A 16,731-nucleotide genomic window follows, 5' to 3' on the forward strand; every position below is an offset into this window, starting at 1 on the left:
GGAAATGCCATCAAAATTTCATACTCAAAAAGGATATGAGCTTGCAGCACAAAGCAAGTTGACAGCCGCTATGGAGGACTATTTAGAAATGATTTGCCGGTTGAGCCGGGACCATGGATACACTCGTGTCCACCTCTTGGCAGAGCACCTCAATGTCAAGCCATCATCCGCATCCAAAATGGTGGACCATTTAAAGGACTCCGGCCTTGTTCAAGCGGAACGATATGGTTGTATCAGTCCCACTGCGGAAGGGGTTGCTCTCGGAGATTACCTCCTTTACCGGCACAATCTACTGAACCAATTTCTCTGTTATATTAACCATTCTGAAAATGAACTTGAGCAAGTTGAACGGATAGAACATTTTATTGATGAGCGAACCGTTCGCAATATTTCATCCTTCTTAAATGAGCGCTCCATCCATTCCTAAAAAATGCCAGAAAAACTTCGCTTTCGAAGAAGAGCATGATATAATGAAATTAACTTTTTGACCGTTTTGATTTTCCAATGCTTCTTCCCAAAAGGCTCTATCATAAACTCTTCAAAATGATTCTATAAAGGTTGTCAGAACGTTTAAAGCCATTACAAAGGAGGAATAAAGATTGATTCATCACATTGTTTTTGACATGGGAAATGTTCTGGTGGATTATCGACCCATGGAATATACCCAGCGATTTTTCTCCGATCCAGCGGAAGCAACGCTTGTCTGTCGGGAACTCTTTGATGGTCCCGAATGGCCGTTATTGGATGAAGGAAAAATTGAGCCGGAAGTAGCGCTCGCCCAAGTCTGTGGCCGGCTTCCAAAGAATTTGCAGGAACGTGCAAAAGAGCTATTCCACCATTGGTTCGATCAATTGACGATCATCCCTGAAACCAACGAGTTAGGACAGCGATTAAAACAAAAAGGGTACAGTCTGTATATCCTATCGAACGCAGCATACAGTTTTCACCAATACGCTCATAAGATTCCCCTGTTTCCACTATTAAACGGATATATCGTGTCCGCCGATGAAAAGTTGGTCAAACCTAACGGGGCAATCTACCAACTGCTATGTAAGCGGTATCAGTTAGAACCGGAAGAATGCTTCTTTATAGACGATCGCGCAGAAAATGTAGAGGCAGCCAGACAATGTGGAATGTATGCCTATCAATACCAATCCGATGTGCAAGCGCTTTATAGCGCTTTACAAAGGGCTGGTGTAAATATTTAATCGATTATTTCGTGCGTATATAAAGCGACAGTCAGAAAGTTTCTGTCTGTCGCATTTCTTTTTTGTTTGATTTAGCAAAATGGGGTTTCTCCTCTGTGGTGGAGAATCAGAGAGCTTCGATTGCAAGAAAACGAGAACGCTATACTTATCTGAATCACACGCTTCACTATAGGGAAAGGTCATATGAAACATGATTTTCCCTTTTTGATAAATCCACGGGCCTGATTTGTTTAGATTACTACCGGTAATGCAAACGGACGTTAGCATTGGTATAGGAAACATCCTTTTATAGGCTGTGGGGCAAGTCGATATATTTGTTATCTCTCGCGGAAGCTTGCTATTATGAGGTCCCTATAGGGATTGACCCTAAATATTTTATAAAGTACTTCATAATCCGTTGCGGAAGCCCGTTTTCGCTAAACATACAATTTGCCAAAAGATACATAAATTTCATATTAAGATTGCAAAAAATGGTTTCCAGCCTGATTTTTTTAAAATGATGATCTACGGGCTGTTCATCCCGTGGAAACATGGTACAATAATAAAAGATATTTCCCCTGTCAAAGAAACGAAAAAATTTGGAAATCTCCGTCTTTTTTCATTCCAAAGTCATCTAAAATATATCCTCCAATTTAAGAGAAAGAGTTGTGGTTTATGGTCTTTTCCAATCTGTTCTTCTTGTTTGTGTTTCTCCCGCTCAACTTGTTGTGTTATTCCCTGGCAAAGACGATTCGAACAAGAAACATCATTATGCTGATGTTCTCTCTGTTTTTTTATGCCTGGGGAGAACCAGTATATGTATTTCTTCTGGTTGGAATGGCGCTTGCAGATTGGTTCTTCGCCCGTTTGATTCAAAAAGGGAGAGACGACGGCAAAATGTCCCTTTCCAAAGTCGGGTTAATTGGCGCGCTAATTGTCAGTTTAGGCCTTCTGGGAACCTTTAAATACACAGGATTTCTTGCTGAAACATTCCATCAGTTGACTGGATTTCCATCTGTCATTCCACAAATCGCTTTGCCGATTGGTATCTCGTTTTATACCTTCCAATTAATCTCTTATGTAGTCGATGTTTATCGTGGAGAGGTGGAAGCACAGAAAAAGTTTTGGCTTCTGCTCATGTATGTCAGTCTATTCCACCAATGCATTGCTGGACCAATTGTTCGCTATCAGGATGTCAGTCGCAAAATTCTCTGCCGTAAAGCCTCACGGGAGGAAATCAGCCGCGGCATTAGCCGGTTCTGTACCGGTCTTGCCAAGAAGGCACTGCTCGCCAATAGTTGTGGAGCCTTAGCAGACACGCTTCTTCTCTCCGATGCAGTCGCTTCAAATGCTGCTTCCCTTTCTCAAAATCTGGCGACATTGCAGGCACGTCCAGTCCTCTCTCTATGGTTGGGCGTCCTTGCCTTTATGTTTCAGATCTATCTGGATTTTTCCGCTTACTCCGATATGGCGATCGGTATGGGCTTAATGATCGGATTTCATTATAAAGAAAACTTCAATTATCCGTACCTTTCCCGTTCCGTATCTGAATTCTGGCGCCGTTGGCATATTTCTCTGGGTTCCTTCTTCCGCGATTATGTTTATATCCCGCTGGGAGGTAACCGGCGTGGATTGCCCCGAACCATTGCAAATCTATTTATCGTCTGGTTTTTAACCGGCCTGTGGCATGGCGCCAGCTGGAATTTTGTCCTGTGGGGCTTATATTTCTTTGTTTTTATTGCAGTTGAACGCCTCTTCTTGGGAAAACTTCTGGAACGGATTCCCGCCGTATTCTCCCATCTTTATCTTTTGATCATTGTCTTTTTTGGTTGGGCGATTTTCCGCTTCCGCCAGCCGGTCTTGTTGAATACCGTGCTGGGGGAATGTTTGGCGCAAACGGAAACCCTCTTACCAGCTTTGAATTTAACACGATTTTTCTTAACCATATCTTCTTTCTTCTTGCCGCGGCAATTGCAACCACGCCTTTGCTCAAAAAGCTGGGAGAAAGATGTTCCAATGGCCTTCGAACCGCGTATGTTTATAATACTGTGCAGCTATTTGTGCCTCCCCTGCTGCTACTGCTCTCTACAGCAGCGTTGGTGGGCAACAGTTATAACCCGTTCCTGTACTTCCAGTTTTAAAGTGAGGCATTTTGATGAAAAAAAACCACTCTTTTGATGCGCGTAAAATTTTACTCTTTACCATTTCTCTGGGACTGCTCTCGATAGCCTCCTGGATCGTACCGTTGCGGCCGACCTATTCTGAGTTTGAAAAACGGGAGCTGACCAAATTTCCCACATTCAGTATACAGGCCCTTTCAGACGGCAGTTACTTTGACAATATTGATCTCTGGTTCTCGGATACGTTTCCTTTCCGCGATGCACTGATTACTGGTAATAGCTACTTGAAAAAACTGTACGGAATACAGCCTGTGCAGGTAAGCGGAGACGTTGAAGAGGGCGACGCGATTCCTTCCGCGCCTATGCAGCCGCCTGTTTCTTCGCAGGCAACCTCTTCCGAAACGGATAACGGGCTTTCTTCCACCCAGAGGAAACAGCTTCTTCCTCGCAGACCTCCTCGGAGTCCCCTGCGCCTGAAATAGATGTAACCGGCGAAGTGACACAAAGCCTTGGAGCCGTATTGATTGTTGGAGATAGTGGGTATGAATATTACAACTTCTCCAGAGAGGTAGCGGATCAATACATCGGTATGCTCAACCATACAGCACAAAAATTAGAAGGGTCCGCGCAGGTTTACGACATGGTGGTTCCCACCAGTATGGACATTATCCTACCGGAGAGCTTCCGTCAAAATTTGAATACCTCTTCTCAGAAAGATGCCATCGCCTATATCAGCGGCTCTCTTTCCCCCTCAATCCAATCGGTTCCCATCTATGACACATTGAAAGCCCATGCAGACGAATACATCTATTTCCGAACCGATCATCACTGGACCGCATTGGGCGCATATTACGCCTATCGGTCGTTTGCCGAGTTGAAAGGGATTTCCCCAGTGGAACTTTCCCAGTGCGAAAGAAAAGAATTCAGTGGATTTTTAGGGGCCTTTTATTCGGATACCAATAAGAACCCGGCCCTAACACAGAATCCAGATACTGTTGTAGCCTATGTCCCGCCTGGAACAATTAAAATGCAGTATACCGACAGAGAAGGCAATACCTTCGACTGGCCACTGATTTCCGATGTCTCTAACTGGGCAGCATCCTCCAAATACAGTACTTTTATTGGTGGAGACAATCCCTATACGGTCATTCAAAATGCCGATCTGACGGATGGTTCTTCCTGTCTGGTTATCAAGGAATCCTTTGGCAATGCGTTTATCCCATATCTTGCAGCAAACTATCAGACCGTTCATGTGATTGACTATCGCTATTGGAATGGAAACATTCCTGAATTTGTCAAGTCCAACAACATTCAGGATGTCCTGTTCTTGAACAATGTCTCTGCTACACGGAACGCTTCATTGGTCGGAAAAATGGAATCTCTCACAAAATAATGATTTTATGTATACCATCCGGTATCCTCGTTAAAAATATAAACACCTTTAGATTTGTAAACAATCTTCTAATTCTATCATCTTATTATTGACATTATAATAAACATGATATATAGTATTAAAAACTAGATGTTGTTTAGAGGTGTTTTTAATGACCGATAAAATCTGTGTGTTCGGTGATTCCGTCGCTAAAGGGGTTGTACTGGACAACGTAAAAAATCGATATAGCTTATTAAAAAATAATTTTGCTGACCAATTGGCTGAAATACTTTCCATTTCCGTGACAAACTACGCCAAATTCGGTTGCACGGTAACCAAAGGGTTGGCAATATTAGAAAAACATTTGGACCAAATTCGCAACTACGACTATATTGTTCTGGAATTTGGCGGAAACGACTGTGATTTTGATTGGGCCAAAGTGGCTGAAGCGCCAGCTGCGCCCAATTGTGTAAAACCCCGCTGAATACCTTTGTGGATACGTATCAAAGGATGGTTCAGCTCATCCGCCAAAATGGCGGTACGCCTCTGATGCTCTCCCTTCCTCCCATCGACGCAGAACGGTACTTCCAGTGGATTTCTCAAGGATTGGATGCCGATGCGATTCTCCGCTTTTTAGGTGATGAGGAACACATCTATCGCTGGCATGAGATGTATAATATGGCGGTATACCGCGTAGCAAGTGCTGAAAAGGTCCCAGTGATCGACATCACATCGGATTTTCTGGAAATGTGTCATTACCAGTCCTGTTTTTGTGACGACGGCATTCATCCCAATGAAAAGGGGCATACTACAATTACAAAACAGATCGTCCGCTTTGTACAAGGATTTCCAGAAAAAATGCTGCATTTCCCTGCTGCTAAATCCCTGGCCTGTGGTTAACCGCAAGCATCATGTGGTGATTCTCATACACAGTCATTTTAAAAAACGATCGGGGCAGACACTCCAGAGAAAGAGGCGCCATCTTTGGAGAGGTTTGTTTTAACTCCAGTGTTTTGAAAATTGCATTCAAAAAAGCCCGTTTTGTCCGATTCTCTCAGACAAAACGGGCTTTCCTTTTCATGGATTATTTCGTGATTTTACCAATATCATGGCGATAGTGCGCACCGTCGAAGTGGATTTTATCCACAGCGGCGTACGCCTTTTTTAAGGCTTCCTCAAGAGTAACGCCCTTTGCAGTAACTCCAAGAACACGACCGCCGTTGGTGTAGAATTTGCCATTCTCCAACTTCGTTCCCGCGTGATAGACTACCGCATCAGCGACTTGGCCATTTTCGTCCAATCCAGTGATTTCCAGCCCCTTGGGATAGGACGCCGGATAACCTCCCGACGCCATAACTACACAGGCTGCCGCTCCATCGTACCACTCGATGGGTTGTTCCTCCAAACGTTCTTCAATGACCGCCTGCATCACATCCACCAAATCGGTCTTCATCCGTGGGAGTACCACTTGGGCCTCCGGGTCACCAAAACGTGAATTATACTCAATTACCTTTGGACCATCCGGTGTCAGCATCAAGCCAAAATAAAGGCACCCTTTAAAAGGACGGCCCTCTTCTTGCATCGCACGAATGGTTGGAACAAAAATTGTCTCCATACACGTCTGCGCCATAGCCTCCGTATAATGTGGATTCGGGCTGATGGTCCCCATACCACCTGTATTTAAGCCCTGGTCATTGTCTAAGGCGCGTTTGTGATCTTTGCTGGATACCATCGGCTTGACGCTTTTGCCGTCTGTAAACGCCAATACGGACACTTCTGGGCCTGTCAGGAACTCTTCGATCACCACCTGGTTTCCAGAAGCACCAAATGCCTTGTCCTCCATAATCTTCTTGACAGCATCCTTAGCCTCCGTTAAATCGGCCGCAATCAGTACCCCTTTGCCGAGGGCGAGACCATCCGCTTTTACAACAATCGGAAACTGGTTATTCTTTTCAATATAGGCGACCGCCTCTTTGGGATCGCTGAACACCTCATATTTGGCTGTGGGAATCCGATATTTCTTCATCAGATTTTTCGAGAAAACCTTGCTGCTTTCAATCTGTGCCGCTGCTGCATTCGGGCCAAACGCCGGAATTCCAGCTTCCTCAAATCGATCTACCATTCCTGCTGCAAGTGGATCATCCGGCGCAACAAAGACCAGATCGATCTGTTTTTCTTTTGCAAAAGTGACTGCTCCGTCCAAGTCCATCGCAGAAATTGCAACACATTCCGCGTCCTTGGCAATTCCTCCATTGCCGGGAGCACAATAGATTTTATCCACTTTTGGACTTTCCTTTAGTTTGCGGATGATCGCGTGCTCACGCCCGCCTCCGCCAATGACCAATACTTTCATCGTCATCCTCCCGCTTGCATCAATGGTGGAACAAACGCAGTCCGGTGAAGGCCATCGCAATGCCATACTTATTACAGGTTTCAATCACATGATCGTCACGGATCGAACCGCCCGGCTCTGCAATATACTGTACGCCCGTCTTATGAGCACGCTCAATGTTATCTCCAAACGGGAAAAACGCATCGGAACCCAGAGAAACGCCAGTCAATGTATCCAGCCAAGCACGTTTTTCTTCACAGGTCAATGGCTCGGGCTTCTCCTCAAAAAGATTCTCCCAAACTCCATCTGCCAATACATCCATATACTCATCCGAAATATAGACATCGATGGTATTGTCGCGGTCAGGACGCCGGATTCCTTCTTTAAATTTCAATCCGAGCACCTTCGGATGCTGGCGCAGGAACCAGATGTCCGCCTTGTTGCCAGCTAAGCGCGTACAATGGATACGGGACTGCTGACCGGCACCCACACCGATCACTTGACCTCCCTTGCATAGCAAACCGAGTTGGACTGTGTATATTTCAGCGCAATCAGGGAAATCAACAGGTCCCGCTTTGCATCCTCTGGGATTTCTTTGTTGTCCGTTACCACATTGGCGAGCATCGATTCGTCGATCTTCACTTCATTGCGTCCCTGCTCAAAAGTTACGCCATATACATCCTTGCACTCCACTGGGGCAGGCTTGTAGTCCGGATCGATTTTGACGACATTATAGCTACCTTTACGCTTTGCCTTGAGGATTTCCAGCGCTTCTTCGGTGTAACCGGGCGCAATAATGCCGTCGGACACTTCACGGGCCAACAATGTTGCCGTCTCTTTGTCACAAACATCAGGAAAGTGCCGCCCAATCGCCATAAGAGGACATGCGGTCCGCTCCTCGGGCGCGTGCATAAGCGCTAGCGACCGGAGAGAGCTCCAAATCGTCCACAAAATAGATCTTTTCCACATCGCTCAGCGGCAGCCCCAGCCGCGCCAGCAGGACTGACATGCTTAAAAGAAGCTGCAGCGGGAAGCCCCGTCGCCTCTTTTAACTCTTTAACCAATTGCCAACTGTTGAACGCATCCAAAAAGTTGATCAACCGGGCTTCCCGTTCAGAACTTCAATTGGCAACACGCCGCCATCCTTCATAAAAATGCGGGAAGGCTTTTGATTTGGATTACATCCATATTTCAACAAGAGTTCGCTTGCCATTTTATACTCCCCCTATTCCTGATTTTTGTTTACGATTCGGGTTTCTGTCTCCCCTGACTCTAAGTCAATATACCGGGTAAACAGGGATACCTTATTGTCCTCATTGAGTGCGTTCCACACCAACGCCGTAAAGGCGTCGATGTCCCCATCCAACTTCACCTGAGTCGGTTCTCCTTCAAACGACGGAAGCGGATTGCCATCTCCCTCATAAGTATGGATGAAATGGCCCTCGCCAGCACGCGGGGCATCGTAATCAAAGAAATAACGCCGGGTCGAGGATTCATCTCCATCCGCGCTCTTTAATATGGAGAGCTTGTAGCAGTTGTTTTCCAACTCCACCACACCGGAAATACGCGGGGTAAAATTGGGGCCGTCTGGTTCAAATGTGCGCGTGCGAAGCGCGTCCTCGAAGCTCTTGCCCTTCTGCAAAAAATCATAAATCGTATCCGTCTGGTCGCCGTTGGTCACAACGGTCGTTTTGTCCAAAACGCGAACGGGGGAATAAATGATGGGAGGGATGGGTCCACCATGTTACTCTCGTCAAAAGCCTTGGTTTTGATCCCTGCGCCATCTGTGACGAATACACGGTTTCGGCTGTTCTCGCTACGACCCATGATGAAATAAGCAATCACCGCGTTCTTCCCATCTGCACTGCGGCCCAGAACAATGCCGCGCCCCGGATAAGAATTGGAGGACAATTCCTCCGCCAGATTCTTCGTTACCATATCGATCCCCGCCCTTTCCCTTACTCCATAATGCTGGCCTTACCATTCTCTACTGCAATCTTTCCTGCACAGAACAGTTCCACCGCTCGCGGCGAAAGTTCCCACTCCGCCTGTTCCATAATCCGATGCTGCAAGGTTTCCGGTGTGTCATCCGGAAATACATCCACTGCTTTCTGTAGAATAATCGGCCCTCCATCACAAACTTCATTTACAAAGTGGACCGTCGCGCCGCTTACTTTGACCCCCTTTCCAAGGCCGCCTCATGGACATGCAATCCATAATAACCCGGCCCACAAAAAGACGGGATCGAAGCTGGATGTACATTGATGATCTTATTCTCATATTGCCGGATGACTTCTTCGCTGATAATGGTCATAAAGCCAGCCAACACCACCAGCTCAATCTGGAATTCTTTCAACAATGCGAGCAGAGCCGCATCGTAATCCGCCTGCTGTGCAAACTCCTTGCGCAGCAAAACACGTGTCGGGATTCCGGCCTTCTGGGCGCGCTCCAAAGCAAAAGCATCCGCCCTGCTGGAAATCACCAATGAAATGGTCCCGTTTTGAATTTGCCCCACGGTCTGTGCATCGATTAACGCCTGTAGATTGGTGCCGCCTCCAGAAACCAGAACGGCAATATTTAACATAGGATGACGCCCTCCTCGCCAGGAACGACTTCACCCATGACGAACGCATTGGTATCCGCCTCTTTAAGGGCTGACAGCGCTATATCCACCTGCTCCTTTGCCACGGCTATACACATTCCCACACCCATATTAAAGGTATTGTACATTTCGCGGGTGGGGATGTCGCCCTTCTTCTGCATCAGGTCGAAGATCGGAAGCTTCGGAATGGAAGCAATTTCCACCTTGGCAGTCAATCCGCTCTTCAACATGCGTGGAATATTTTCAAAGAATCCACCGCCTGTGATATGAGAAATCGCCTTTACTTCACAGCGGTCCAACAGGGCAAGCACAGGCTTTACATAAAGCTTTGTCGGAGTCAGCAGCGTCTCCCCAAGGGTCGCGCCCAATTCTGGAACATAGAGTTTTATATTTTCCTCGTCAATCGCAAAGAGCTTACGAACCAATGAAAATCCATTGGAATGGACACCGGACGAAGGAAGGCCAATTAAAACGTCACCCGCCTTCAAATTTGAACCATCAATGATCTTTTCACGGTCTACCATTCCCACGCAGAAACCTGCCAGATCGTACTCGTCCACTGGATAAAAGCCCGGCATCTCCGCTGTCTCGCCGCCAATCAGCGCGCAGCCGGATTGGACACAGCCTTCTGCTACGCCAGCGACAATCTCAGCCACTTTTTCTGGCACGTTTTTTCCCACGGCTACATAATCCAAGAAAAACAACGGTTTCGCGCCGCAGCAAACAACGTCATTGGCGCACATGGCAACACAGTCAATTCCTACGGTGTCGTGTTTGTCCATCAGGAAAGCGATTTTTAACTTTGTTCCCACACCGTCCGTGCCACTCACAAGCACTGGTTCTTTCATCCCTCCGAGATCTGGCTGGAAGAGACCGCCAAAACCGCCAATTCCAGAAACTACCCCTGGGATTTCAGTGCGCGCCACATGGCTTTTCATCAATTCGACTGCCTTATAGCCAGCAGTCACATCCACGCCCGCCTCTTTATAACGATCACTATAGCTGTTATTGTTCATACGTTTCTCCTCTCCGGCAGAGCCGGTCACACAAAATTATAATTCCGCTACCTTTTCCTGAATCGCAGCATCCTTCTTTGCAACGCCATCCGCCATCTGCTGCTTCATCTCTAGGAGTTTTGCTGCCAACGTTTCATCCGAAAGTGCCAGCATCTGTGCTGCCAAAATCGCTGCATTGTCGGCGCCGTCGATGGCAACGGTTGCCACCGGAATCCCACTCGGCATCTGTACGGTTGCCAATAGAGCGTCTAAACCATCCAAGGTGGAAGACTTAATCGGAATACCAATCACTGGAAGGGTGGTATGAGCTGCCAATACACCGCCCAGATGTGCCGCTTTGCCGGCTGCCGCAATGATGACACCGAAGCCATTCTTCACAGCATTCTGTGCAAAGTCCGCCGCCGCATGGGGCGTTCTGTGTGCGGACATCACGTGCACCTCCACCGGAATTGCAAGCGCTTTCAGCCGTTTAATCGCCGCAGACACCGTTGGAAAGTCGCTGTCACTGCCCATAATCACTGCCACTTTTTTGACTGCCATACTTTTACACGCTCCTGTTTCTTAGTAGTCTGAAAATTTTCGTTTCGAAGCGGACATAAAAACAAGGCTGCGACGGCAAAACGACGCAGCCTAAATTTTTATATAGAAAGGGATAAGGATACACCCATCCCGTCAACCATTCCCATGAATGCCCCTTTACGAACGAAAATCCTCTTCATTGCCATTCCTCCGCTGCTTTCTGCCTCCGGCTTTTCCGGACGCCACGGCCGGCACGGCAAATTTCTACCTCTATTTTAGGATATTTTTCGTACAAAAGCAAGCGATTTCCAGGGAATTCGTGTTTTCGTCCAGTTCGGACGACGTTTCCTTCTTTTTATCCTGTATTTTGTATATTCTAACACAGAAGCGGATTATTTTGCGAGCTTCGAGTCATCCGATACGAATTCTTTGAAAGACGTTGCTAATCCTGCAAGAGATTGCAAATTGGACGGGATAATAATCTTGGTTGCTTTGCCGTCCGCAGCCTTTTCGAATGCCTCCAAACTCTTGATCGCAATGACCCCTTCTCCGGGATTTGCCTCATTCAGCATTTTAATACTGTCCGCAAGAGCCCTCTGCACAGAAAGGATAGCCTCTGCCTCGCCTTGCGCCTCCCGGATTTTAGCCTCTTTCAGTGCATCTGCATGCAGAATTGCAGATTCCTTTTCGCCTTCTGCAATCAAAATTGCACTGCGTTTTTGTCCCTCTGCATCCAAAATGCGGGCGCGGCGTTCACGCTCTGCCTTCATTTGCTTCTCCATGGAATCTTGAATTTCTGCCGGAGGCAAGATATTCTTCAGTTCCACACGGTTGACCTTGATCCCCCATGCATCGGTCGCCTCATCCAGAATCTGACGGATTTTTGTGTTAATCACATCGCGAGAGGTCAACGTATGATCGAGTTCCAAATCGCCAATGATGTTACGCAGTGTAGTCGCGCTCAAATTCTCAATTGCAGAAATTGGGCTTTCTACGCCGTAGGCATAGAGCTTCGGATCTGTGATCTGGAAATAGACCACTGTATCGATCTGCATGGTAACGTTATCCTTTGTGATAACCGGCTGGGGTGGAAAATCGATCACCTGTTCCTTTAAGGAGACCTTCTTTGCAATTTTATCCAAAAATGGAATTTTGACATGAAGCCCGGTTTCCCACGTTACATGATAAGCGCCCAACCGTTCCATAACGTATGCGTGGGCCTGTGGAACAATTTTGATGTTGGCGATAACAATTACGACCAACAACAAGACAAGGATAATAATGACATATGGCATAAACAATTCTCCTTTATTCTTCTCAACTCAGTTGTTATTCGGCCTCAGGACGCCGGCGTTCCGGCTCTACAATCAGTTTAACCCCTTCAATTGCTTTGATTACGACGTTTTCTCCTTCGGGAAGTATGGAGCCGTCCGAAGAGCGCGCTGTCCAGACACTGCCGAGCACAGTCACCTGACCTACACCTTCTGTGTTGTCAATTTGCGCGGTTACGATACCAGTTTTCCCTATGTATCGACCCGCATTGGTGTCCACCTTTTGAAAGTGCATCACCTTTTTGACCATGGGGCGGCTTATCACGAGCGCCAAAGCTGTCACGCCGGCAAAAATAGCTGTTTGAATCCAAAATGGCGCTCCACACAGATCGGCGATCAACGCCCCAATGCCGCCGGCTACCATCCAAATAGAAACCAATTGAACGGTACAAGCTTCTACAACGACAGCGATGACGATGACCACCAGCCAGAAAATAGAACTCATTCCCATTGTCGCACCTCCTTTCTGGTGATGTGCTTATCTTATCATACCCCGTCGAATTCCTCAAACCGCGGAAAAAGACAGAGAAGGCGGATTTCGGCGTCTTTAGAAAAGCTACTCATTTCTCCTAAGCAGGACGTTCTGAGGGAATCCAGGCTTCCGCAATCGCGAAAAAAGGCGCTTTTCATAGATTGCTTACAAATTTGTAATTATTATTCGGTAAAAACTGGAAAAAACGCAAAAAGAACTTGGATTCCGATTTTTGGAATCCAAGTCCTTTGAAACATCCACGGTATTTATAATTAATACATTCCACCCATGCCCGGATCTGCCGGTGCTGCCGGCGGAACCGGCTCTTTCTTGTCTGCCACCAGGCTCTCGGTGGTGAGGACGGTCTGTGCGAGCAGAAGCTGCGTTCTGCAAGGCAGAACGGGTAACCTTGGTCGGATCGACAATACCAAAGGAAATCATGTCGCCATATTCGCCGCTCAGAGCATTGTAGCCATAGCCAACCTTTGCTTCCTTCTTGAGGTTCTCCACAATCACGGAACCCTCTACGCCCGCATTTGCTGCAATTTGGCGGACCGGCTCTTCCAATGCCTTCAAAACAATCTGCACGCCGGTCTTTGCATCGCCCTCTGCGCTCTCCAACAGTTTCGTCACCGCCGGGATGGTGTCAATCAATGCAACACCGCCGCCCGCTACGATGCCCTCTTCGACAGCTGCTTTTGTTGCTGCCAGAGCATCTTCGATGCGGAGTTTCTTTTCCTTCATTTCGATCTCGGTTGCAGCGCCAACGCGAATGACTGCTACGCCACCGGCCAGCTTTGCCAGACGCTCCTGCAACTTCTCACGGTCGAAGTCGGACGTGGTGGTCTCAATCTGGCTGCGGATCTGATGCACTCTCGCCTTGATGTCGTCCGGATTGCCCGCGCCATCGACAATGATCGTGTTCTCCTTGTCAACCTTTACCTGGCGCGCACGGCCCAGCTGGTTCATGGTGGTATCCTTCAATTCCAAACCCAGCTCGGAAGAAATCACCTGGCCGCCGGTCAATACGGCAATATCCTGCAACATCTCCTTGCGGCGATCACCAAAGCCCGGGGCCTTGACCGCAACACAATTGAAGGTGCCGCGCAGCTTATTCAGGATCAGCGTAGTGAGCGCCTCGCCCTCAACGTCCTCTGCGACGATCAGCAACTTCTTACCGCCCTGTACAATCTGTTCGAGCAGCGGCAGAACTTCCTGAATATTGGAAATCTTTTTATCGGTAATCAGGATGTAAGCATCATCCAGAACCGCTTCCATCTTGTCGGTATCCGTTGCCATATAGGGGCTGATGTAACCACGATCGAACATCATGCCTTCTACAACATCGCAGTCGGTGACCGCTGTCTTGCTCTCTTCAACGGTGATTACACCGTCGGAGGTAACCTTCTCCATTGCATCTGCAATCAGCTTACCGACTTCTTCATTCGAAGCGGAAACCGTTGCAACACGGGCAATATCGTCAGAGCAGGTGACCTTATTCGAATGCTTACGCAGAGCGCCTACAGCAGCGTCCACTGCATCCTGTACGCCTTTGCGCAGAACCATCGGGTTCGCACCAGCCGCGACATTTTTCATTCCCTCACGGATCAACGCCTGTGCCAGCAAGGTTGCCGTCGTTGTGCCGTCACCAGCAACGTCGTTTGTCTTAGTCGCAACTTCCTTCACCAGCTGTGCGCCCATGTTCTCGAACGGGTCGTCGAGTTCGATTTCTTTTGCGATGGTCACGCCATCGTTTGTGATGAGCGGAGCACCAAACTTCTTATCCAACACAACGTTGCGGCCCTTCGGTCCCAATGTAATCTTAACCGTATCTGCGAGCTGGTTGATACCGCTCAGCAGAGCTTTTCTTGCTTCTTCGCCATAGATGATCTGCTTTGCCATAATCCATTCCTCCAAATATGATGATATGAATGTTCGAATATAACTTATTCAACCACTGCAAGGATGTCGCTCTGGCGAACGATGGTGTATTCCTCGCCGTCCATCTTGACTGCTGTGCCAGCGTACTGACTGGTAATTACGCGATCTCCCACCTTGACATTCATGACAACTTCCTTGCCATCTACCATACCGCCGGGGCCCACTGCGATGACATCCGCGACCTGCGGCTTTTCCTTTGCAGAACCTGCCAGGATAATCCCGCTCTTTGTGGTCTCTTCTGCTTCTTCCATCTTAATCAGAACTCTGTCTGCCAACGGTTTGATTGTCATTTAAATTTCCTCCTTCAGAAATATATCATACAAAATCAATGCGTACCCTTTCAAACTGCTCGGTATTCTGATCGCGCCGCTTGAAACGATATGATCTTAGCACTCCTTATCTTTGAGTGCTAAGACTATTTTAGCCACTTGCTGCTGAAAAATCAAGGGGTTTTTCCCGAAAAAATGCAATTTCATAAATTATTTACAATTCGTCCAGAAATATGCAAAAAAGGGCCGGATTTCCAGGAGAGCTTGATGAACTGCACATGCAATTCCGGCCATTATGTCTTGGCACTGGCGAATAAGTTGCTTTGTACCAATCCGCGCTCCCTTTTGGTCCGGTCCTTTTTGTCTCTTTACACGGTATACCCCGTCTTTTCACCATAGCGAACGAATTCCCTATTTGCTAAATCCCATTTTATAGTACTGATAAAACTGGCATTTAATCATACCGTTGTATAGTTTTCTGCGCCGGTCTGCCTTTCTACCATAACATTCTTCAAAGGTCTCATCGGGGCTTATGATATTGTAACTCCACTTTTTCTTTGGGGTAAATACCTTCCCCATTATCCGATAGAGTTCTTCTGCCGCCCGGATGTCCAACAAGCGTTCCCCGTAGGGTGGATTACAGATCACATCGCCGCGTTCTCCCAAAGGCTGGAAAGAGGCCACATCCCGCTTTTCCGCATGAACGCAAGAAATCACGCCTGCCTTTCGTGCATTCTCCAAGGTTAGATGAACCGCAGCCCCATCAATATCATACCCATATGCGCTAAAATCCGCATCCCGGCGCACCAAGTCCTGCGCGCGTGCACGCTCCTGTTTCCAAACAGCAGATGGAATATTCCTCCAACGCTCCGCTGTGAATGTACGTTGCAAACCCGGAGCAATATTTTTTGCATAGAGCGCGGCTTCTATCAGAATTGTCCCTGAACCGCAGAATGGATCGATGACGATACCGTCACGACGCACACGGGCAAGGTACGCCATCGCCGCCGCCAACGTTTCCTTGATCGGCGCTTCCGTGGCGTTCGCCCGGTATCCGCGTTTGTGAAGTCCCGCTCCCGAAGTATCCAGCATCACACTGACATGGTCCTTCATAATCAAAAACTGAATCTGATGTAATGCGCCGGTCTCTTCAAACCAATTTAAATGGTACTTTCCCTTTAGTCTCTCCACCACCGCTTTTTTGACAATGGATTGACAATCCGGAACGCTGGCCAACTTTGAATTGAGCGAGCGGCCCTTGACTGGAAACGCATCATCCTTTTCGAGCCATTGTTCCCATGGCAATGCTTTGACCCCTTGAAAGAGTTCTTCAAAGCTGCGCGCTTCAAAATTTCCCAGCTCGACCAAAACACGTTCCCCATATCGCGAGCCAAGATTTGTACGTACAAGCGTCGCTGCATCGCCGGTAAAAAAGACACGGCCATTTTGCGGCTCCACATTTTGTACCTCCATTGCACGCAATTCGTCCCCTACCAAACCCTCAACGCCGAGTAGGCATGGGATCACCATTTTCCACTGTTCTGCCATAGATACGCTCCTATTTCCCGGG

The 16,731-nt window shown here is 47.7% G+C and carries 14 protein-coding genes and 4 pseudogenes; 7 read left to right on the forward strand and 11 right to left on the reverse strand.

Annotation, left to right across the window (positions count from 1 at the left end; all coding sequences use genetic code 11):
• Positions 1-4: 4 nt before the first annotated feature.
• From ACGCCZ_RS02985 to ACGCCZ_RS03015, 7 genes are all read left to right on the forward strand, one after another.
• Positions 5-427, forward strand: a complete 423-nt coding sequence (locus ACGCCZ_RS02985) for a metal-dependent transcriptional regulator (protein ID WP_411655339.1) — start codon at positions 5-7, stop codon at positions 425-427.
• A 172-nt stretch (positions 428-599) separates the two neighbouring features.
• On the forward strand, positions 600-1,208 hold the full coding sequence (locus tag ACGCCZ_RS02990) for an HAD family hydrolase (RefSeq protein ID WP_054324114.1): 609 nt from the start codon (positions 600-602) through the stop codon (positions 1,206-1,208).
• Positions 1,209-1,862: 654 nt separating this feature from the next.
• Positions 1,863-3,365, forward strand: coding sequence for an MBOAT family O-acyltransferase (locus tag ACGCCZ_RS02995; RefSeq protein WP_411655262.1), 1,503 nt, complete (start codon positions 1,863-1,865; stop codon positions 3,363-3,365).
• Positions 3,343-3,789, forward strand: coding sequence for a DHHW family protein (locus tag ACGCCZ_RS03000; protein WP_411655263.1), 447 nt, complete (start codon positions 3,343-3,345; stop codon positions 3,787-3,789). Before ACGCCZ_RS02995 ends, ACGCCZ_RS03000 begins: the two co-directional genes overlap by 23 nt.
• Before the next feature lie 38 nt (positions 3,790-3,827).
• On the forward strand, positions 3,828-4,700 hold the full coding sequence (locus ACGCCZ_RS03005; protein WP_411655264.1) for a DHHW family protein: 873 nt from the start codon (positions 3,828-3,830) through the stop codon (positions 4,698-4,700).
• 151 nt (positions 4,701-4,851) lie between these two features.
• A complete protein-coding gene (locus ACGCCZ_RS03010) occupies positions 4,852-5,163 on the forward strand; it encodes an SGNH/GDSL hydrolase family protein (protein ID WP_411655265.1) in 312 nt (103 codons plus the stop codon).
• On the forward strand, positions 5,145-5,579 hold the full coding sequence (locus ACGCCZ_RS03015; protein ID WP_411655266.1) for an SGNH/GDSL hydrolase family protein: 435 nt from the start codon (positions 5,145-5,147) through the stop codon (positions 5,577-5,579). Before ACGCCZ_RS03010 ends, ACGCCZ_RS03015 begins: the two co-directional genes overlap by 19 nt.
• 184 nt (positions 5,580-5,763) lie before the next feature.
• On the opposite strand, the gene purD is transcribed toward ACGCCZ_RS03015, so the two are convergent.
• The 11 genes and pseudogenes from purD to ACGCCZ_RS03070 form a co-directional block, all read right to left on the reverse strand.
• On the reverse strand, positions 5,764-7,032 hold the full coding sequence (purD, locus tag ACGCCZ_RS03020) for a phosphoribosylamine--glycine ligase (protein WP_411655267.1): 1,269 nt from the start codon (positions 7,030-7,032) through the stop codon (positions 5,764-5,766).
• Positions 7,033-7,051: 19 nt separating this feature from the next.
• A pseudogene (locus tag ACGCCZ_RS03025) lies at positions 7,052-8,224 on the reverse strand (phosphoribosylaminoimidazolecarboxamide formyltransferase).
• A gap of 12 nt (positions 8,225-8,236) precedes the next feature.
• A pseudogene (locus ACGCCZ_RS03030) lies at positions 8,237-8,949 on the reverse strand (IMP cyclohydrolase).
• Positions 8,950-8,969: 20 nt separating this feature from the next.
• Positions 8,970-9,595: pseudogene (gene purN / locus ACGCCZ_RS03035) on the reverse strand (phosphoribosylglycinamide formyltransferase).
• Positions 9,589-10,629: a phosphoribosylformylglycinamidine cyclo-ligase gene (gene purM / locus ACGCCZ_RS03040; protein ID WP_054324119.1), complete on the reverse strand. Its 1,041-nt coding sequence runs from the start codon at positions 10,627-10,629 to the stop codon at positions 9,589-9,591. The pseudogene purN and the gene purM overlap by 7 nt, the downstream one beginning before the upstream one ends.
• Positions 10,630-10,665: 36 nt before the next feature.
• Entirely contained in the window at positions 10,666-11,169 is a 504-nt protein-coding gene (gene purE / locus ACGCCZ_RS03045) for a 5-(carboxyamino)imidazole ribonucleotide mutase (protein WP_054324120.1), read from the reverse strand.
• A gap of 371 nt (positions 11,170-11,540) precedes the next feature.
• Entirely contained in the window at positions 11,541-12,443 is a 903-nt protein-coding gene (locus ACGCCZ_RS03050) for an SPFH domain-containing protein (RefSeq protein WP_054324121.1), read from the reverse strand.
• Between the two features lie 34 nt (positions 12,444-12,477).
• A complete protein-coding gene (locus ACGCCZ_RS03055) occupies positions 12,478-12,930 on the reverse strand; it encodes an NfeD family protein (RefSeq protein WP_411655268.1) in 453 nt (150 codons plus the stop codon).
• A gap of 293 nt (positions 12,931-13,223) precedes the next feature.
• Positions 13,224-14,853: pseudogene (gene groL, locus ACGCCZ_RS03060) on the reverse strand (chaperonin GroEL).
• A gap of 44 nt (positions 14,854-14,897) precedes the next feature.
• On the reverse strand, positions 14,898-15,182 hold the full coding sequence (locus ACGCCZ_RS03065; RefSeq protein WP_054324123.1) for a co-chaperone GroES: 285 nt from the start codon (positions 15,180-15,182) through the stop codon (positions 14,898-14,900).
• 390 nt (positions 15,183-15,572) lie between these two features.
• Positions 15,573-16,709: a THUMP domain-containing class I SAM-dependent RNA methyltransferase gene (locus tag ACGCCZ_RS03070; protein WP_054324124.1), complete on the reverse strand. Its 1,137-nt coding sequence runs from the start codon at positions 16,707-16,709 to the stop codon at positions 15,573-15,575.
• Positions 16,710-16,731 lie beyond the last annotated feature (22 nt).

This window comes from Anaeromassilibacillus sp. SJQ-1 (assembly GCF_046693725.1).
GTDB lineage: Bacteria > Bacillota > Clostridia > Oscillospirales > Acutalibacteraceae > Anaeromassilibacillus.